This is a genomic window from Streptomyces sp. WMMB 714 (genome assembly GCF_900090125.1).
In the GTDB taxonomy this organism is placed as follows: domain Bacteria; phylum Actinomycetota; class Actinomycetes; order Streptomycetales; family Streptomycetaceae; genus Streptomyces; species Streptomyces daqingensis.
Map to the genome: position 1 here is coordinate 233,580 of NZ_FMHJ01000012.1, position 19,981 is coordinate 253,560.

11 protein-coding genes, 1 tRNA gene and 2 rRNA genes are annotated in these 19,981 nt (G+C 69.3%); 2 read left to right on the forward strand and 12 right to left on the reverse strand.

What is annotated here, in order from left to right:
- Positions 1-58: 58 nt before the first annotated feature.
- Complete coding sequence (locus H181DRAFT_RS21750) at positions 59-898, forward strand: DNA-formamidopyrimidine glycosylase family protein (protein WP_045866249.1); 840 nt, start codon at positions 59-61, stop codon at positions 896-898.
- Between the two features lie 554 nt (positions 899-1,452).
- Here the strand turns inward: H181DRAFT_RS21750 and H181DRAFT_RS21755 are convergent.
- The 8 genes from H181DRAFT_RS21755 to H181DRAFT_RS21790 form a co-directional block, all read right to left on the reverse strand.
- Positions 1,453-1,836, reverse strand: a complete 384-nt coding sequence (locus H181DRAFT_RS21755) for a helix-turn-helix domain-containing protein (protein WP_045866250.1) — start codon at positions 1,834-1,836, stop codon at positions 1,453-1,455.
- Positions 1,837-1,981: 145 nt separating this feature from the next.
- Positions 1,982-2,515, reverse strand: coding sequence for a CinA family protein (locus tag H181DRAFT_RS21760; protein ID WP_254666933.1), 534 nt, complete (start codon positions 2,513-2,515; stop codon positions 1,982-1,984).
- Positions 2,512-3,210: a CDP-diacylglycerol--glycerol-3-phosphate 3-phosphatidyltransferase gene (gene pgsA, locus H181DRAFT_RS21765; RefSeq protein ID WP_045866251.1), complete on the reverse strand. Its 699-nt coding sequence runs from the start codon at positions 3,208-3,210 to the stop codon at positions 2,512-2,514. The genes H181DRAFT_RS21760 and pgsA overlap by 4 nt, the downstream gene beginning before the upstream one ends.
- A complete protein-coding gene (gene rimO / locus H181DRAFT_RS21770; RefSeq protein ID WP_045866252.1) occupies positions 3,207-4,769 on the reverse strand; it encodes a 30S ribosomal protein S12 methylthiotransferase RimO in 1,563 nt (520 codons plus the stop codon). The genes pgsA and rimO overlap by 4 nt, the downstream gene beginning before the upstream one ends.
- A gap of 183 nt (positions 4,770-4,952) precedes the next feature.
- Positions 4,953-5,762 carry a helix-turn-helix domain-containing protein gene (locus H181DRAFT_RS21775; RefSeq protein WP_045866253.1) on the reverse strand — a complete coding sequence of 270 codons (810 nt, stop codon included), beginning with the start codon at positions 5,760-5,762 and terminating at the stop codon, positions 4,953-4,955.
- Between the two features lie 190 nt (positions 5,763-5,952).
- Positions 5,953-8,670, reverse strand: a complete 2,718-nt coding sequence (locus tag H181DRAFT_RS21780) for a DNA translocase FtsK (protein WP_045866254.1) — start codon at positions 8,668-8,670, stop codon at positions 5,953-5,955.
- A 136-nt stretch (positions 8,671-8,806) separates the two neighbouring features.
- Positions 8,807-9,508, reverse strand: coding sequence for a response regulator (locus tag H181DRAFT_RS21785; protein ID WP_045866255.1), 702 nt, complete (start codon positions 9,506-9,508; stop codon positions 8,807-8,809).
- Positions 9,509-9,750: 242 nt separating this feature from the next.
- Positions 9,751-15,429 (reverse strand): HAMP domain-containing protein, encoded by a 5,679-nt coding sequence (locus H181DRAFT_RS21790; protein ID WP_045866256.1) that lies wholly within the window; start codon positions 15,427-15,429, stop codon positions 9,751-9,753.
- 527 nt (positions 15,430-15,956) lie between these two features.
- Here H181DRAFT_RS21790 and H181DRAFT_RS21795 point away from each other — a divergent pair.
- Positions 15,957-18,572: a SpoIIE family protein phosphatase gene (locus H181DRAFT_RS21795; RefSeq protein ID WP_045866296.1), complete on the forward strand. Its 2,616-nt coding sequence runs from the start codon at positions 15,957-15,959 to the stop codon at positions 18,570-18,572.
- 92 nt (positions 18,573-18,664) lie between these two features.
- Here the strand turns inward: H181DRAFT_RS21795 and H181DRAFT_RS21800 are convergent.
- The 4 genes from H181DRAFT_RS21800 to H181DRAFT_RS21815 form a co-directional block, all read right to left on the reverse strand.
- A tRNA-Thr gene (locus H181DRAFT_RS21800) sits at positions 18,665-18,737 on the reverse strand.
- A gap of 108 nt (positions 18,738-18,845) precedes the next feature.
- Positions 18,846-19,532, reverse strand: coding sequence for a DegT/DnrJ/EryC1/StrS family aminotransferase (locus H181DRAFT_RS21805; RefSeq protein WP_045866257.1), 687 nt, complete (start codon positions 19,530-19,532; stop codon positions 18,846-18,848).
- Between the two features lie 104 nt (positions 19,533-19,636).
- Positions 19,637-19,753 (reverse strand): 5S ribosomal RNA (gene rrf / locus H181DRAFT_RS21810).
- A gap of 117 nt (positions 19,754-19,870) precedes the next feature.
- Positions 19,871-19,981, reverse strand: a 23S ribosomal RNA gene (locus H181DRAFT_RS21815); the annotation flags it as partial.

Below are 19,981 nucleotides of genomic sequence, written 5' to 3' on the forward strand. Positions count from 1 at the left end.
CAGCCCTTCCACCGTGCGCCGTCGCCCACCCTCCGTCCCGACTGCTCCAGGATGTGCGATGCCCGAAGGAGACACCGTCTGGTACAGCACGCGCCAGCTCCATGACGCGCTCGCCGGCCGGACCCTGACGCGTACGGATTTCCGCGTCCCCAAGATCGCCACCGCCGACCTCGGCGGGCGCATCCTCCTCGAAGTCGTCCCCCGCGGAAAGCACATCCTCATGCGCGTCGAGGGCGGCGTCACCGTCCATTCGCACCTGGGCATGGAGGGTTCCTGGAGAGTGAGCAGCCCGCAGCGGCGCCCCCGGGGCGGGGGCGGGCCCTGGCACGAGATCCGTGCGGTGCTCGCCGCCGGCTCCACCACCGCCACCGGATACCGCCTCCCCGTCCTCGAACTGCTGCGCACCGACGAGGAGTCGGGAGCGGTCGGCCATCTGGGGCCCGACCTGCTCGGCCCCGACTGGGACGCAGCCGAGGCCGAGCGCCGCCTCACCACTGACCCTGGCCGCCCGCTCGTCGAAGCCCTCCTGGACCAGCGCAACCTGGCCGGGATCGGCAATGTCTACGCTGCCGAACTCTGCTTTCTCGCGGGCACCTCGCCCTGGACTCCTGTGGGGGAGCTTCCCGAGGATCTGCCGGGGCGCATTCTCGCCGCCGCGCACCGCCTGCTGGACGACAACAAGGGCCGCCTCGCCCGCCGTACGACGCGCGCGCCATCAGGAGCCGACCGCGACCGGGCGGTGTGGGTCTACGGACGGACCCGCCGCCCCTGCCACCGCTGCGGGACGCCTGTCGCCGCAGGCACACACGGCCCGCCCGACCGGCTCCGTCCGGTCTTCTACTGCCCCCGCTGCCAGCCGGGCCCGCGCCGGGACGAGCAAGGCACCCACCGCGGCTGACCCCGCTCGCATGCTCCCCGCGGCGCTGCCGGAAGCCGGCCTCAGCGCCGCCCGTGAAGGCGAATCCGGCGGTCCTCCCGGTACCGGCCGCCTGACGGACGGCGCTCGCCGTGCGACGTGCGCGCCCGCTGCTCGCCTCCCCGGTACGTCTCCACCCTCCCGACCGCTCTGCTGCGGCCGGAACGCCTCACCGCCCGCCGTCCGGGGCGGCGAACGGACCTCCCCCGCCCCGACCACGGTCCCCTGAGCGTGACGTGGACGGGCAGCAGCCCGAGCCCCCAGCCGAGAAGGACGAAGGCCGCTCCCGGTGCCGCATGCTCCTCGGGCCACCACGCCACCAGGCAGCACCACACCCCGCACAGCACAGCGGGAAGTACGCCCCGGCCGCGGCCCGGCAGCCCACCGTTCAGCGCCGCCATCGCACCTCCGGGACACCAGGGAACGGCTGCATAGTGCTCATGCTCGCGCACACTCCGCGACCTCGCGACCACAGACCGAGACCCCGCCGGGAACCCGGCGGGGTCTCGATGAAGTACAGCCGGCGGTACGGGCCCTCAGGCCGCGACCACGTTCACTGCCTCTGCGGGCGCCTTGATCGTCACGCGCTCTTCCGGAACCCCTGTGACCGAAGTCACGGAGACGGGGTTCAGCACAGGCCTGCGCATCGGCGCGGGCACGGTGTCGCTCGCGGCGGACTCGGCCAGCTCCGCCAGAGCCAGCTCGTCGCTGACCTCGCGCATGAGCTCGGACATCCGCACATCCAGCGCATCGCAGATCGAGGACAGCAGCTCCGAGGAGGCTTCCTTCTGGCCGCGCTCGACCTCGGAGAGATACCCGAGCGAAACCCGGGCAGATGAAGAGACTTCGCGCAGGGTCCTGCCCTGGCGCTGGCGCTGCCGACGCAGCACGTCACCCAGCAGGCGACGGAGCAGAATCATCGGTGCTCCTCCCTCTCAACGCGCGGCGTCTTCCACAGCTTGATACCCACCACCCCAGGGGGTGTGAATCCTTCAGGCTCCACCGTACCGCCTCGGGCTCCAGCCGTGCGGGGAGCGATGTCTTGTTCACTCAGGGCTGCAAACATCAATTCCCCCCGTGTTGTTCCGTATCCTTCGGCCGCATCTTCCCCGTCAGTTCCTCATTAAGCAGCTTCAGCGCGTTCGTCACACTGCCTTTGCGGATTGTGGCGCGATTCCCGTCAAGCTGCAGCAGGCGGGAGTCCGCACCCCGCGGACCGGCCACGGCGACGTAGACGGTGCCGACCTCGTTCCCGTCCTGCGGTTCCGGGCCTGCGACCCCGGTCGTCGCCACGCCCCAGGTGGACCGCAGCAGCTTCCGCACCCCCTGCGCCATCTGCCTGGCGACCTCGGCGTCCACGGCACCGCGCTGCTGCAGCAGGTCGCCGTCCACTCCGAGGAGTTCCTGCTTCACGTCGGTCGCGTACGCGGTGACCGAACCCAGGAACGCCTGCGACGAGCCGGGTGCCGACGTGATCTCGGCGGCGACCATGCCACCGGTCAGCGATTCGGCCACGGCCACGGTCTCGTCCCGCTCGATCAGGAGGTCGAGCACTTCGACGGACACGTCGAAGTAGTCCTCTTCGCGCTCCTGCGTCACGACCCCACTCCCTTGCTCTCCTCCGCCCCCTCGCGCGCACGCCCCGCCCGCCGCAGCACGACGGCCTGGCGCACGTAGTCGAAACCGGTCACGACCGTCAACGCGACCGCCACCGCCATCACCCACCAGCGCAGCGTCGCCAGCGGCCCCGTGAGGGCCAGCACGTACATGCCCACGGCCACCCCCTGCGCGAGCGTCTTCAGCTTGCCGCCGCGGCTGGCGGGGATCACCCCGTGCCGGATGACCCAGAAGCGCATCGCCGTGATGCCCAGTTCCCGGAAGAGGATCACCCCCGTCACCCACCAGGAGAGATCGCCCAGCGCGGACAGGCATCCCAGCGCCGTGCCCATGATCGCCTTGTCGGCGATCGGGTCGGCGATCTTGCCGAAGTCGGTGACCAGGTCGTAGCGCCGGGCGAGCTCGCCGTCGAAGAGGTCCGTGATCATCGCGACGGTGAACGCCGCCCACGCGAACGACCGCCAGGCCGGGTCGTGCCCGCCCTGTGCCAGCATCAGCACCACGAAGCCCGGCACAAGCAGCAGCCGCACCATCGTGAGGATGTTGGCGATGTTCCACAGGCTTACTTTGCGGACGGCGGCGACCGCGCCGGCCGCGGGCTGAGGTCTGGGCTGGGGCTGGGGCTGGGGCTGGGCCATCGCACCACCACTCGACGCGGAGGCAGGCATTCCTGTCATGTGGCTGCCTCCTCGCTGCTTCCGCCGCCCTCGTCGCCTCCCTCGACAGCACCACCCAGAGGTTCGGCGACAAGGTCGACACCTTCGGTGGCGACCACCTTGGCCTCGACCATACTTCCGATCACGAACTCACGTCCCGGCAGCGCGGCGACGTCCAGCAGCACGTTGCCGTCCGTCTCGGGCGCCTGGTGCGCCCCCCTCCCCAGGACCGTGACGCCCTCGGCGCCCTCCTCGTCCTCCAGGGACTCCACGAGGACCCGCACCGTCTCACCGAGGCGCTCCTCGGCACGTTGCGCGGACAGCTCCTCGGCCAGCCGGGAGACCCTCTCCAGGCGCTCCGCCACCACTCCCGGATCGTTCTTCTCCTCGTATCCGGCCGCTTCCGTCCCGTCCTCGTCGGAGTACCCGAAGACACCGACGGCATCCAGCCGGGCAGCGCCGAGGAAGCGCTCCAGTTCCACGACGTCCGCCTCGCTCTCGCCGGGGAAACCGACGATGAAGTTCGACCGGACACCCGCCTGCGGCGCCTTCGAGCGGATCGCGTCCAGCAGTTCCAGGAAGCGGTCCGTGTCCCCGAAGCGGCGCATCGCGCGCAGCACCCCCGGAGCGGAGTGCTGGAAGGACAGGTCGAAGTACGGGGCCACCTTGTCGGTGCCCGTCAGGACGTCGATCAGGCCGGGACGCATCTCGGCCGGCTGCAGGTAGCTGACTCTGACGCGCTCGATTCCGTCGACCGCGGCCAGCTCCGGCAGCAGCGTCTCGAGCAGGCGGATGTCGCCCAGGTCCTTGCCGTAGGAGGTGTTGTTCTCCGATACGAGCATCACCTCCCGCACGCCCTGCTCGGCCAGCCACCGCGTCTCGCCGAGTACGTCGGAGGGCCGCCGCGAGATGAACGAGCCGCGGAAGGAGGGGATTGCGCAGAAGGAGCACCGCCTGTCGCACCCCGACGCCAGCTTCACGGACGCGACCGGGCTGCCGTCCAGACGGCGCCTCAGGGGAGCCCGCGGCCCCGAGGCGGGGGCCAGCCCGTCGGGCAGGTCCTCGGGCTCAGCGGCCGCCCCCTGGGCGTCCGTGCCGTGGCCGGGGAGGGCCACGGCCGGTCCGGCGCTCTGACGTTCGGCCGGGCTCACGGGCAGCAGCTTGCGCCGGTCCCGCGGGGTGTGCGGGGCGTGGACGCCGCCGCTGAGGATCGTCTGGAGCCGGTCGGAGATGTCGGCGTAGTCGTCGAAGCCGAGCACGCCGTCCGCTTCGGGAAGGGCCTCCGCCAGCTCCTTGCCGTACCGCTCGGCCATGCAGCCCACGGCCACGACCGCCTGGGTGCGGTTCCCCTCGGAACCCTCCCCGGACTTCAGGTCGTTGGCCTCCAGCAGTGCGTCTACGGAGTCCTTCTTGGCGGCCTCGACGAAACCGCAGGTGTTGACCACGGCGACGTCTGCTTCGGCGGCTTCCTCGACGAGGTCCCACCCGTCCGCCGCGAGGCGGCCTGCGAGCTCTTCGGAGTCGACCTCGTTCCGGGCGCAGCCAAGCGTGACAAGGGCGACGGTGCGGCGTTCGGGCATGGACTCAGCGTACTTCGTCGTGTCGTGGCCACGGCCCGCAGGTGACGCTGCCCGCAACCCCCCGCGCGACCTCGTACGAGGCCGCGGCCGGGCCCCGGAAACGGTTAAGTCCGAAGTCCCGCCTTCCCCCACGGGGGCGGACGGCGCGACTTCGGACTTACTCGCGGCCGGAACTGCCGGCGCTCAGCCTGCTTCGGGGTCGCCGCGGGTGTAGGAGACCCGCTGAACCTGGCCGTCCTCGCCCACGTCCTTGACCTCCTTGCCGTTGACGTAGAGCTTCACGCCGCCGGCGTTGCCGAGGACGAGGTTCAGGCGCTCGTCGTCGGTGAAGGTCTTGCTCTTCCCCTTCTGGAGCACACCTTCGTGTACGAGCCGGCCGTTGTGGTCCTCCGCAGAGATCCACACGTTCTGCTCGGCCGTCATCTGTACGGTCACCTTGTCCGCCGGGGCAGCGGCGATCGCGCTGTCGGACGGCTTGGGGTCCGCCGGGGGCGTGTCGGTCGGGTCGGCCGACTCCGAGGACTTGCCCGGCTGCGAAGGCTGCGAGGAGGGGGTCTCCTCGGCGGCCGGCGGAGTGGCCGGTTCCTCTCCTCCGATCAGGGTGAAGCCGACAAAGCCGATCACGATGACGATGGCCGTGACCATGGCCACGGTCCAGTTGGGCCTTCGCCGTTCCGGACGGATCCGCTCGGCCTCGAAGAGCGCTGCCGGCGCGGTCGGCTGAGGACGGCCGCCGTGCTCGGCGTCGTACTGCGCGACGAGCTCCTTGGGATCCAGTCCGACTTCGCGGGCGAGCGTGCGGATGTGTCCGCGTGCGTAGACGTCGCCGCCGCACCGGGAGAAGTCATCCGCTTCGATGGCCTGGACGATGGGGACGCGCACTCTCGTCGACGTGCTGACTTCGTCGATGCTCAGTCGGGCGTCGTTACGGGCTTGTTGGAGGGCTTGACCGACCGATGGCCGGTCCTCTTCCGCTGCGTTGCCGATGGACACGGGGGCGCCTTTCGAGCGTGTAGCCACCTGCTGGACGTTCAGTCTAGGGGCGGAGCAAAAGAGTGGGGCAAGCGGGCGGACGGAGTTTGTACGCCATCGGGATCGTCGTACCTCCCGACTTTGAACGCTTCCGTCCGCTCCCGTCTCCGGTTTGACGTACGCGCGACGGAAACGGTTGCCTCACTCGTCCTTATGGGTGAGGTTCCCCGCGGATCACGGCCAGCACACCCTCGAGTTCGTCAGGCTTGATCAGCACGTCCCGCGCCTTGGACCCCTCGCTGGGCCCGACCACGCCCCTCGACTCCATCAGGTCCATCAGCCGCCCGGCCTTGGCGAAGCCGACCCGCAGCTTCCTCTGCAGCATCGACGTCGAACCGAACTGCGTGGAGACGACCAGCTCCGCCGCCTGGCAGAGCAGATCGAGGTCGTCGCCGATCTCCTCGTCGATCTCCTTCTTCTTGCTCTGCCCGACCGTCACGTCCTCGCGGAAGACCGGGGCCATCTGGGCCTTGCAGTGCTCGACCACCGCGTGGATCTCGTCCTCGTCGACGTAGGCGCCCTGCATGCGCACCGGCTTGTTGGCGCCCATCGGGAGGTAGAGGCCGTCACCCTTGCCGATGAGCTTCTCGGCACCCGCCTGGTCGAGGATGACGCGGCTGTCCGCGAGGGACGACGTGGAAAAGCCCAGCCTGGAGGGCACGTTGGCCTTGATGAGGCCGGTGACGACGTCGACGGACGGACGCTGCGTCGCCAGCACCAGATGGATGCCCGCCGCCCGGGCGAGCTGCGTGATCCGCACGATCGCGTCCTCGACGTCACGAGGGGCGACCATCATCAGGTCCGCCAGCTCGTCGACGATGACGAGGAGGTACGGGTAAGGCGACAGCTCCCGCTCGCTGCCCTCCGGTGCCGAGATCTTCCCGCTGCGCACGGCCGCGTTGAAGTCGTCGATGTGGCGGTATCCGAAAGCGGCCAGGTCGTCGTAGCGGAGATCCATCTCCCGCACGACCCACTGGAGCGCTTCGGCCGCCTTCTTGGGATTGGTGATGATCGGGGTGATCAGGTGCGGGATGCCCTCGTACGACGTGAGCTCCACGCGCTTCGGGTCGACGAGGACCATCCGCACGTCGTCGGGCGTGGCCCTGGCGAGGATCGAGGTGATGAGGCAGTTGATGCAGGACGACTTGCCGGAGCCCGTCGCGCCGGCGATCAGCATGTGCGGCATCCGCGTCAGGTCGGCCGAGACGTAGCCTCCCTCGACGTCCTTGCCCAGCCCCACGAGCATGGGGTGTTCCTCGCCCGCTGCCTCCGCCGAACGCAGCACGTCGCCGAGATTGACCATCTCCCGGTCGCTGTTGGGGATTTCGATGCCGACGGCGGACTTGCCGGGGATCGGACTGATGATGCGCACGTCGGGGCTGGCCACCGCGTACGCGATGTTCTTCGTCAGCGCCGTGATCTTCTCGACCTTCACGGCGGGCCCGAGCTCGACGACGTAACGCGTCACCGTCGGCCCGCGGGTGAAGCCCGTCACCGCCGCGTCCACCTTGAACTCGGTGAAAACCGTCGTCAGCGACTCGACGACGCGGTCGTTGGCGGCGCTGCGCGTACGCCCTGGACCGCCCCTCGTCAGCAGATCGAGTGAGGGCAGGGCGTAGGTGATGTCGTTGGACAGCTGCAGCTGCTCCGCACGGGCAGGCAGCCCGCCGGCCTCCTCCGGAGCCGCCTTCTTCGTCAGATCGGGTACGGGCGTGTGTTCGACCTCGCCGGCTTCCTGCGGTGCGGCCGCACCCTCGGAGCTCGCCCGGGCCTCCGCTGCCCGGCGGCGCTCACCCGAGGAGACGCCGTTGCTCAGATCCGCGACGAGCGGTGAAGGCTGAACGCCGTGCAGCAGCGCCCCGTCCAGCGACGCCGCGGCAGCCGCCGCCACGTCGACGGAATCGCTCTCCCGCCCCCCGGCGGCACCGCCCCGCCTCGACCGGCCCTTCGACGAGCGGCGCCGGTCGAGAGCCTCCTTCTCGGCATGTGCCGGGTCCAGGTAGTCCTTGCGCATGCTGTGCGCGCGAGGCCGTCCCCCGCGAGCAGGCCGCCCGTACTCCCCGTCGTCCTCGAACTCCACCCCCGCGGGCTCAGGGTCGTGGACGATTCCGAGCCGCACCCCGAGGGCGCGCAGCCGTCGCGGAATGGCGTTCACGGGCGTGGCCGTGACCACCAGCAGGCCGAACACCGCTACCAGCACCAGCAGCGGCACGGCCAGCACCTCGCCGACCACCTCGATCAGCGGCCGGGAAGCAGCCCAGCCGATCAGACCGCCCGCGTCCTGGATCGACGCGTGGCCCTCCCCGCGCCCCGGCGCTCCGCACCCGATGTGCACGAGCCCCAGCCCGCCGACGACGAGCGCCGAAAGGCCCACGACGATACGTCCGTTGGCCTCCGGCTTCTCCGGGTGGCGGATCAGCCGTACGGAGATCACGCCGAGGAGTATCGGCACCAGCAGGTCGAGACGGCCGAACGCCCCCGTGATGAGCATCTTGACCAGCTCGCCGACGGGACCCTTGAGGTTCGACCACGTGCCCGCCGCCACGACGAGTGCGATGCCCAGCAGCAGCAGGGCCAGCCCGTCCTTGCGGTGTGCCGGATCGAGGGCCTTCGTACTGCGCCCTATCCCCCGGAACAGCGCTCCGACCGCATGTGCGACACCGAGCCAGCACGCGCGCACCAGACGGTAGACGCCCGCTGTCGGTGAAGGGGCGGGCTTGGCCGCGGACTTGGCCTTCGCCTTGGCTGCCGACTTCTTGGCCGGTGCCTTCTTGGCAGTGGCCTTCTTCGCCGGCGGCCTTTTCGTGGCAGCCTTCTTCGCGGGAGCTTTGGCGGCTGCCTTTCCGGTGCCTGACGTACGAGAGGCCATGGTGGTGAGGTTACCGCCGCGGGGCGTCCGAGGCACGAACGGGCGGGTATGACGGGCGGTCAGCCCCGAGCGGCCGCAAGCCGGTCCGCAGTGGAACGCCGACGGCTTCGGCCAGGCGAGACTCGGTCAGCTCCGGTCAGTTCTGCGACGGGACCTGGGCCGAGGCGCTGCCACCCGTCCCCGGTTCGAGGGCGTCGAGCGCACGGCGCAACCCGGAGAGTTTCCGCTCGAGGTGCGCGGCCGTCGCGACAGTGGCCGACTCCGCGTTGTCGCCGAGCTGCTTCGAGAGCGCCTCCGCCTGCTCCTCGACGGCGGCGAGGCGGGCCGACAGTTCCGACAGCAGACCGGGCGGCTCGCCCGCCTCGTCGGAGGGGCCCTCCGACGGCTGCCCCGAACCGCTGCCGTTCTCCAACTGCAGCCGCAGCAGCGAAGCCTGCTCACGCAGCTGGACGTTCTTCATGTAGAGCTCGACGAAGACCGAGACCTTGGCGCGGAGCACCCACGGGTCGAACGGTTTGGAGATGTAGTCCACCGCGCCGGCCGCATAGCCCCGGAACGTGTGATGGGGACCGTGGTTGATGGCCGTGAGGAAGATGATCGGGATGTCCCGCGTACGCTCCCTGCGCTTGATGTGGGCGGCGGTCTCGAAGCCGTCCATCCCAGGCATCTGGACGTCCAGCAGAATGACCGCGAAATCGTCCGTCAGCAGCGCCTTGAGCGCTTCCTCCCCTGACGATGCCCGCACCAGCGTCTGATCGAGCGCGGAGAGGATGGCCTCCAGCGCCAGCAGATTCTCCGGCCGGTCATCGACCAGGAGGATCTTGGCCTTCTGCACCATGGCCCGTCCTCCTCGCCCCGGCAGCCCCTCGGACGCCGCCCGTGGAAGCGGCTCTTCGACGCCGCCAGTCCTTGTGCGGGTCATCGTAGCCGCACGCCGCGGTTCACCACACCCTGTCACCGTGATGTCACTGTGCACACATCAGAAACGCATCAGGGGAACAAAAGGTTCCCCCTCGACCGTACTTCACACGACTTCGGCACACTGCGTCAGCAGCCGAACCCCACTGGCACGGTGCCATATCAACGCGTCCTCATCCACTCCCTCATGACAGACAGCAGATGGTCGGTGTCGACCGGCTTGGTCACGTAGTCGGACGCACCTGCCTCGATGCTCTTCTCCCTGTCGCCCTTCATGGCCTTCGCCGTCAGCGCGATGATCGGCAGCCCGGCGAACTGCGGCATCTTGCGGATCGCAGCCGTCGTGGCGTAGCCGTCCATCTCCGGCATCATGATGTCCATCAGCACCACCGCGACGTCGTCGTGCTGCTCCAGCACCTCGATGCCCTCCCGCCCGTTCTCGGCGTAGAGCACCTGCAGCCCGTGCTGTTCCAGCACGCTGGTGAGCGCGAAGACGTTGCGGATGTCGTCGTCGACGATGAGCACCTTCTCCCCGGAGAAATCACCCCCGGGGCCGGGCTCGACCAGATCCTGGCCGCTGTGGAGCCAGTCCTCGTCCTGCGCCTGCTCGGCACCCTCGGCCGAGTCCGAACGCGCCTTGTCCGGCGCCCCGTTGCCGCCGGCGCGGGTACCACCGCGTCCGTTGCGGCCACCGCCGCGGCCGTTCTGCAGGGCTCGCGGCTCGGGCTGCGCCTCAGGGGGCAGCTCCCGCTGCTGCTCGCCCTCTGTGGCCGAGCGCTGCCGGCGGCGCCGCACGAGTGAGGCGGCAGCGCGCTCCGCCTCCGAGGCGGCGGGCTCCTCGCCCTCCTCCTCGGAAGTCACGGCGGCGTCCTCGGAAAGCTCGCCGGAGGCCTCCTCCGCGGCGTCGACGCGCTCCAGCGGTTCGATGCGCTCCGCAGCCGCCGCCGTGGTCTCCGCCGCCGCGGCGATGGCCAGGGTGTTCGAACCGAGCTGCGCGTAACCCTGCGGCGGCAGTTCGGTCGGATGCAGCGGAAGGTAGAGCGTGAAGGTCGATCCGCGGCCCGGCTCACTGGCCGCGTAGATCTCACCGCCGAGCAGCCGCGCGATCTCCCGGCTGATGGACAGGCCCAGCCCCGTGCCGCCGTACTTGCGGCTGGTCGTGCCGTCCGCCTGCTTGAACGCCTCGAAGATGACCCGCATCTTGCTCGCGGCGATGCCGATACCCGTGTCGGTGACGGAGAAGGCGATCATCTCTGCGTCGGCGTCCAGCAGCGAGCCGTGTTCCAGCATCTGCTCGCGGATGACCTCCGGGACCTCCGCCTTGGCGGAACGGATCACCAGCTCCACGGCGCCGCCGTCGGTGAACTTCACCGCGTTGGACAGCAGGTTCCGCAGCACCTGCAGCAGCCGCTGCTCGTCTGTGTGGAGCGTCGCCGGCAGCTCCGGCGAGACCCGCACGGAGAAGTCGAGGCCCTTCTCCGCCGTCAGCGGCCGGAACGTCGCCTCGACGTAGTCGACGAGCTGGACGAGCGCGATGCGCGTCGGGCTGACGTCCATCTTGCCCGCCTCGACCTTCGACAGGTCGAGGATGTCGTTGATCAGCTGCAGCAGGTCCGACCCCGCGCCGTGGATGGTCTCCGCGAACTCGACCTGCTTCGGGGAGAGATTGCCCTCCGCGTTGTCCGCGAGCAGCTTCGCCAGGATGAGCAGCGAGTTGAGCGGTGTACGCAGCTCGTGGCTCATGTTGGCGAGGAACTCGGACTTGTAGCGCATCGAGACCGACAGCTGCTCGGCACGCTCCTCCAGGACCTGCCGGGCCTCCTCGATCTCCCTGTTCTTGATCTCGATGTCGCTGTTGGTCTGCGCGAGCTGTTCGGCCTTCTCCTCCAGCTGCGCGTTGGACTCCTGCAACGCCCGCTGCCGGTTCTCCAGCTCCTCCGAACGTTCCCGCAGCTGTTCGGTCAGCTCCTGCGACTGCCGCAGCAGCACCTCGGTCCGCGTGTTGACGCTGATCGTGTTGACGCTGGTCGCGATCATCTCCGCGATCTGGTTGAGGAAGTCCTTCTGGATCTGCGCGAAGGGCTGGAACGCCGCCAGCTCGATCACGCCCAGGATCGTCCCCTCGAAGATGACCGGCAGGACGATCACATGGGCCGGAGGCGCCTCGCCCAGACCGGACGAGATCTTCAGGTATCCGGGCGGAGCGTTCTCCACCAGGATCGTCCGTCCCTCCTGCGCCGCCGTGCCCACCAGGGACTCGCCCGGCCCGAAGGTGATGGGCATGGTGCCCTTGGAGTAGCCGTAACTGCCCAGCATCCGCAGCTCGTACTGGCCGTCCGCGCTGTGATCGGCCCCGATGCCGACGTCCTCCTTGTCCTCGTCCGTCGAGACGGCGAGGAAGAACGCGCCGTGCTGCGCGGAGACGACGGGCGTCAGCTCGCTCATGATCAGACCGGCCACGTCGGTGAGGTCCCGGCGGCCCTGCATGAGTCCGGAGATCCGCGCGAGGTTGCCCTTGAGCCAGTCCTGCTCCTGGTTGGCGAGGGTGGTCTCGCGCAGGTTGGCGATCATGGTGTTGATGTAGCCCTGCAGCTGCAGGATCTCGCCGGCCGCCTCCACGTCGATGCGCACGTTGTGGTCGCCGCGCGTCACGGCGGTCGCGACGTCGGCGATGGCCCGCATCTGGCGGGTCAGGTTCGACGCCATCTCGTTCACCGAGTCGGTGAGGTCCTTCCACGTGCCGGCCACGCCCTGCACGCGCGCCTGGCCGCCCAACTGCCCCTCTGTGCCCACCTCGCGGGCCACCCTCGTGACCTGCTCCGCGAAGGAGGAGAGCTGGTCCACCATCGTGTTGATGGTCGTCTTCAGCTCCAGGATCTCCCCGTTGGCCTCGATGTCGATCTTCTTCGTGAGGTCACCGCGGGCGATGGCGGTCGTGACCATCGCGATGTTGCGGACCTGCCCGGTGAGGTTGGACGCCATCGAGTTCACGGACTCGGTGAGGTCCTTCCACGTGCCGGCGACCCCGGCGACCCGCGCCTGACCGCCCAGCACACCGTCCGTACCCACCTCGCGGGCCACGCGCGTGACTTCCTCCGCGAAGGTCGACAGCGCCGTGACCATCGTGTTGAGGGTGTCCGCAAGCTGCTCGACCTCGCCGCTCGCCTCGACGGTGACCTTCTTCGTCAGGTCGCCGTTGGCGACCGCGGTGGCCACCTGCGAGATGTTGCGCACCTGGCTGGTCAGGTTGTTCGCCATCAGGTTGACGTTCTCGCTCAGGTCCTTCCAGATGCCGGTCACGCCCGGCACCCGCGCCTGACCGCCGAGCATGCCTTCCGTACCCACCTCGCGGGCCACACGCGTGACCTGCTCCGCGAACGAGGACAGCTGGTCCACCATCGTGTTCACGGTCGTCACCAGAGCAAGGATCTCGCCCTTCGCGTCGACGGTGATCTTCTTCGACAGGTCGCCCTGCGCCACCGCCGTGGTGACTTCCGCGATGTTCCGCACCTGGGACGTCAGGTTGTTCGCCATGAAGTTGACGGACTGCGTGAGGTCCTTCCACGTACCCGAGACGCCCTTGACCTCCGCCTGGCCACCGAGGATGCCCTCGGTACCCACCTCGCGGGCCACACGCGTGACCTGCTCCGCGAACGAGGACAGCTGGTCCACCATCGTGTTGAGGGTGTTCTTCAGCTCCAGGATCTCGCCACGGGCGTCGACGGTGATCTTCTGGGACAGGTCGCCCCGCGCCACGGCGGTAGCGACCTGCGCGATGTTCCGCACCTGGTCGGTGAGGTTGCCGGCCATGCCGTTCACGGAGTCCGTCAGGTCGCGCCAGACACCGGCGACCCCGGGCACCTGCGCCTGGCCGCCCAGCCGCCCCTCCGTACCGACTTCGCGGGCGACGCGGGTGACCTGCTCCGCGAACGCCGAGAGCTGGTCGACCATCGTGTTGATGGTGTTCTTCAGCTCCAGGATCTCACCGCGCGCGTCCACCTTGATCTTCTGGGACAGGTCGCCCCGCGCCACGGCGGTCGTCACCTGCGCGATGTTCCGCACCTGGGAGGTGAGGTTCCCGGCCATGAAGTTGACGGAGTCCGTCAGGTCCTTCCATGTGCCGGATACGCCGTCCACGCGGGCCTGGCCGCCGAGGCGCCCCTCCGTGCCCACGTCGCGGGCCATCCTGGTGACCTGCTCCGCGAAGGAGGACAGCTGGTCGACCATCGTGTTGACGGTGTTCTTCAGCTCCAGCATCTCGCCGGAGACGTCGACCGTCACCTTCTGCGACAGATCGCCGTTCGCCACCGCCGTCGTCACCTGCGCGATGTTGCGGACCTGGCCGGTGAGGTTGCGGAACGCGGTGTTCACCGAATCGGTGAGGTCCTTCCACGTGCCGCCGGCGCCGGGTACCTGCGCCTGACCGCCCAGTTCGCCTTCGACGCCGATCTCCCGTGCCACGCGGGTGACTTCCGCACCGAACGAGGACAGCTGGTCGACCATCGTGTTGACCGTGGTCTTCAACTCCAGCATCTCGCCGGAGACATCGACCGTCACCTTCTGCGACAGATCGCCGTTCGCCACCGCCGTCGTCACCTGCGCGATGTCCCGCACCTGAGCGGTGAGATTGCGGAACGCGGTGTTCACCGAATCGGTGAGGTCCTTCCAGATCCCGGCCGCACCGGGCACCTGCGCCTGGCCCCCGAGGACGCCCTCGGTGCCGACCTCGTTGGCCGCACGCGTCACTTCGTCCGCGAAGGTCCGCAGCGTCTCGGTCATCGTGTTGATCGTCTCGGCGAGCTGCGCGACCTCGCCCCGGGCGTTGACGGTGATCTTCTGGGAGAGGTCGCCGTTGGCGACCGCCGTGGTGACCTGTGCGATCTCACGCACCTGCGAGGTGAGATTGCCCGCCATGAGGTTGACGGAGTCCGTCAGGTCCTTCCACACGCCTGCGACGCCCTGCACCCGCGCCTGCCCGCCCAGCTCCCCCTCGGTGCCGACCTCGCGCGCGACGCGCGTCACCTCGGACTGGAAGGAGGAGAGCTGGTCGACCATCGTGTTGACGGTGTTCTTCAGCTCCAGCATCTCGCCGGCCACGTGCACGGTGACCTTGCGCGACAGATCACCCTTGGCGACCGCGGTCGTCACCAGCGCGATGTCCCGCACCTGAGCGGTGAGCCGGGACGCCATCGTGTTGACGGAGTCCGTCAGATCCTTCCAGGACCCGGACATGCCGCGCACACGCGCCTGCCCGCCGAGCTTGCCCTCCGTACCGACCTCGCTCGCGACGCGCGTCACCTCGTCCGCGAACGTCGACAACTGATCGACGAGGCCGTTCACCGTGCGCCCGACCTTCAGGAACTCGCCGCGCAGCGGGTGCCCGCCGCCGTCCGAACCCCGCGAGCGGAGATCCATCCGCTGCTCCAGGTCGCCCTCGGCGACCGCGGACAGCACCCGCCCGACCTCGGAGACGGGCCGGACCAAGTCCTCCACCAGCGCGTTCGACGCGTCGATGGCGGCGGCCCAGGAGCCCTCGCACGTGCCGGTCTCCAGCCGCTCGGTCAGCTTCCCCTCACGGCCGACGACGCGGCGCACCCGCGCCAGTTCACCCGTCAAATGCAGATTCTGATCCGCGACCTCGTTGAAGACGGCCGCGATCTCCGCCATCGGCCCGTCTCCCGTGACGGTCAGACGCTTGCGGAAATTGCCGTCCCGCATCGCCGTCAACGCCGTGAGGAGCTTGTTGACGGAAGCCGCGTCGACCTCGATCGTCCCGCTCTTCCGGGAGCGGCCGCCCTTCGGGCGCGTACTCCTGCTACGCGCCGCTGCGCCAGACTCCACCGTGTCCCTCCCGAAGGGTCGACCGTACTGCCGTCATACCCGGGTTGTTGCTTCGAGCCTTCCCAGTGTTTCACCCTGCCCGAACCAGGCGATAACAGTTCGGCAGCATGGCACACAGCTCTACACACGGCCCGGCCGGAAAACACACCGGATCCGGCACCCGCGCACACTGCGAACGTAAGTAACCTGGCCTCCGGCTGTCCATCCACCCCCGATGCGCCGGGGACAGGGCGAAAGGCACGAAGGGCACAGAAGAGCACGGAGCGTGCAGGGGCAGCCGCCAGGGCACGAAGAGCAACGGAGGGGCGCCGCGGGTGACGCAAGAGAAGAGCGCCGACCGCGGGGACGCCCCGGCCGACAGCGGCATGGGTCTCCCGGTCGACGGCAGCGGCGGCGGGCACAGCAACGGCAGCACGTCCGCGACCGGCGGCGGAGCACCCCGCATCGTGCCCCAGGGCCTCCCGCCGGACGCGGACGGAGGCAGCGGCGGACCCGCCGGCAGTGAGCAGCGATACAAGGGGAAGCAAGTGATCACCGCGAGGGCAGCGGCCACGTTCGAGCCTGTCGGACGTTCCGTCGCGACGGCCCGGGCCTTCGTACGGGACACCCTCCAGGGCTGGGGCCTGGGCGACATCGTTGACGACGCCGTCGTCCTGACCAGCGAACTCGTGACCAACGCCGTCGTGCACGCCGGCACCGCTGCGGAGGTCGTCTGCCTGCGCGACGGCGACGGCGTCCGCGTCGAGGTCGTCGACCGCTACCCGGAACGCGAACTGCCGCTGCAGGATCCCGCCCAGGTGATCGCCAGCCCCGACCGCGAGGGCGGCCGCGGGTTGCTGCTCTGCGCCGCCCTGGCGTCGCACTGGGGCGTCGACTACACGGCAGCCGACAAGCGCGTCTGGTTCAGCCTCGACCTCCCCGAACGCCCGGTCGGAACCCGGGCTGCCGGCCCCGCGCTGCCCGACGACGCTCTCCCCGTGGCCGATACACGCGTCCACGTCGCCGTCGTCCAAGTCGACCGCCATGGATCGATCGCCGCCTGGAACGAGGACGCCCAGCATCTGTTCGGTTACGCGGCCGAGCAGGTGTCCGGCAAGCCCCTCACCGACTTCGCGGCCTGGCCCCACACCCCCGGCACCAGCACGGGCATCGCCGAGGCGCTCCAGCTGTCGCGCTGGGAGGGCTCCTACGGGCTGCGCGGCGCCGACGGCCGTACGATCCCCGTCTACGCCTCGCACCTGCGCGTGCGCGACAGCGACGGCGAACCGTCCACCGTCTGCCTCCTCGTACGCGACCACGAGCGCGCCATTCTCCAGACACCGCTGCGCTCCCCCGCGCCGGACTCCGCAAGCCGCCAGGACAACGGCGAGGGGCCGTCCGACCCCTTCGAAATCTTCATCGGCTCCCCCGCTCCCGACGACCTCGACGGACTGCTGCAGCGCACAGTGGAACGCGCACGCGACATGCTCGACGGCGACGCGGCCTACCTCCTGCTGGCCACCGACGACGAGACCGAACTGGAGGTTCGCGCCTCCACCGGTCTGCCCTCCGCCCGTCAGCGCTTCGCCCGCGTGCCCGTCGAGGCCGGAACGGGACGGTACGGATCCGCCCGCATGCCCTCCGTGCACGAGGACCTCACGGTCGTTCCTGGTGCGGTGCCCCTGCTGGACGGGACGGGCATGCGCGCGGTCGTCACGGTCCCGCTCAAGGTCGAGGGGCGGCTGACCGGTTCGCTGGGCGTCGCCACCGAGTCACCTGGTCGCTACACGAATGAAGAGGCACTGCGTCTGCAGTTCGCTGCCGACCGCATCGCCCTCGCAGTCGAACGCGCTCGCCTCACCGAGCTGGAACGGCTCCGCCGCGGCTCCCTCTCCTTCCTCGTCGAGGCCTCTGACCTGCTCGCGGGCACCCTCGACAGGGACCAGACGCTGGCCCTCATGGCTCAGATGACGGTTCCCACCCTGGCCGCCTGGTGCGCTGTCTACACGGTCGCCGAGCCCGGCTCCGACCCCAAGCTCTCCTACGTGCTGCACGAGGACGAGGACCGGATCGACAACCTCAAAGCCCTTCTGGCCAAGGTCGATCCCCCCGACCCCGTCCCCACGCCCGGCGCTCGCGTATGGAGCGCCCCCGCGGAAGCAGCCCACTCCGCTGCGTTCCGTACGTCGCTGCGCAGCGTGGCACTGGGCGAGGACGAACCGCACCTGTCCTCGGGCACTTCGCGAGCGACTGCGTCAGCCGTCGGCGGCGAGACAGTGGTGCTGCCCCTGGTGGCCCGCAACCGCGTCATCGGCATGCTCACGCTCGGCAAGCCGACAGACGAACGGTTCCGTCAGGAGATCCTCGAACTCGCCGAAGACCTCTCCCGCCGTGCGGCTCTCGCGCTGGACAACGCGCGGCTGTACTCGGAACGCACCGCCATCAGCCAGTCGCTGCAGCGCAGCCTCCTCCCGCCTGAACTGCCCGACGTGGGCGGCGGCGTGGAAGTAGAGGTCATCTACCGCGCGGCAGGAGAGGGCAACGAGGTCGGCGGCGACTTCTACGACCTCTTCGACATCTCCGAAGGCACCTTCGGCTTCGCCATCGGCGACGTCTGCGGCACGGGCCCCGAAGCCGCTGCCGTCACGGGCCTCGCCCGGCACGCACTGCGCCTGCTGGCCCGCGAGGGCCTGGGCGGCCCGGCGGTGCTGGACCGGCTCAACACCGCCATCCTCGACGAGGGCGCGCGCAGCCGCTTCCTCACGCTGCTGTACGGGGAGTTGCGGCCGCAGAGCGACGGCAGCGCGGAGCTCAAGGTGGTCTGCGCCGGCCATCCGCTGCCGCTGCGGCTGCGTCAGGACGGCAGCGTCGAACCGGCCGCCGACCCGCAGCCGCTGCTCGGCGTCATGGACGACCTCGAGCTCTACGAGCAGACGATCATCCTTGAACCGGGCGACGTACTGCTCTGCGTCACCGACGGCGTGACCGAGCGCCGTGAAGGGACCCGCATGCTCGGGGACGACGGGCTGGCAGACGTGCTCACCACCTGCACAGGCCTCACAGCCGGTGCCGTCGCCGCACGCATCATGCGCGCCGTGGAACGGTTCGCGAGCGACGCGCCGTCCGACGACATGGCCATCGTCGCGATGCGAGTCCCGGAGTAGCCGACCGGTCCTGCGTCCATTCCGACCATCCCGCGTACGCGCACACGAAAGGCCCCCGCGGAGAGCGAGGGCCTTTCAACTGCCTTGCTGAGAGCCCCAAAACGGAATCGAACCGTTGACCTTCTCCTTACCATGGAGACGCTCTGCCGACTGAGCTATTGGGGCGCGCTGCGGCGCCGCTGATCTTACCCGATCCAACCCGGCTGAGCCGAATCGGCAGCCGGCCCTCGTCGCCACCGCTCAACTCGCCGTCGCATTCGCCCACTTCGCCCCTCAGCAGGCCGGCTCCATGACGAGTCCGCCCAGGCCGTTGCACGCGGACACCACTCGCTGCAGCTCCCGCTTCGTCATCGACGCCTCCAGCGGAAGCGCCAGCGTCTCGTCCGCGGCACGTTCTGATTCGGGCAGCCGCACGTCGGTACGGAGCTCGGCGGTACGGTGCGCCGGCGTCCTCACCGGGACGTAGCACGCCACGCCCCTCGCCCGCAGCGCGTGCTTGAAGGCATCCCGGTCAGGCCTGCCGTTGCCCGGGACACGCACCACATAGTCCGTGTACGCGTGCTCGACCCCCGTCGCAGTCTTCGGTACGACCACGCCACGCAGCCTCATGTCGAGGTAGGAGGCGCACTGCCGGCGCCGAATCGCGTCCACTGCCGCGACTTGGGGTCGGACGCCGAAGCCGACCACCCGCAATCCGCGCCGCCGTGCGAGTGCTTGCAAGCCCACCATGTCCGCGGGATGCCCGAAGAGGTGGACGGGAACGACAGCGACCGTCGAAGAGGTCACCACGGCGTCCACGGAGGCCGGGTCCAGGCAGAAACTTCGCGGCTCGATATCCGCGAACACCGGCCGGGCGCCCAACTCCCTTACCGCTCTTGCTACTTCGAAGCCCCCATACGAGGGCACCACGACATCGTCTCCGACGCTTACCCCGGCTGCCGTCAATTCGCTCGTCCCCATGCGAGCGATGCTCCGGTTGCGACATGAACACCTGGTGACGGAATAGAGAAAGGCCGTGGTCCCCGGACTTAACAGTCCAAGAACCACGGCCTTTTCTAAAGTTTGTTCGGCGGTGTCCTACTCTCCCACACGCTCCCGCATGCAGTACCATCGGCGCTGTCAGGCTTAGCTTCCGGGTTCGGAATGTAACCGGGCGTTTCCCTCACGCTATGACCACCGAAACACACCACCACCACCACCATGGGTGGTGGAAACCTGTATCGGCAACACACACTCACTCTGCAATTATCACAAGCGGGTTGTTGTCTCAGAACTGACACAGTGGACGCGAGCAATCAATGGTCAAGCCCTCGGCTTATTAGTACCAGTCAACTCCAACCCTCACGGGTCTTCCATATCTGGCCTATCAACCCGGTCATCTCCCGGGAGCCTTAACCCCACAAAAGGGG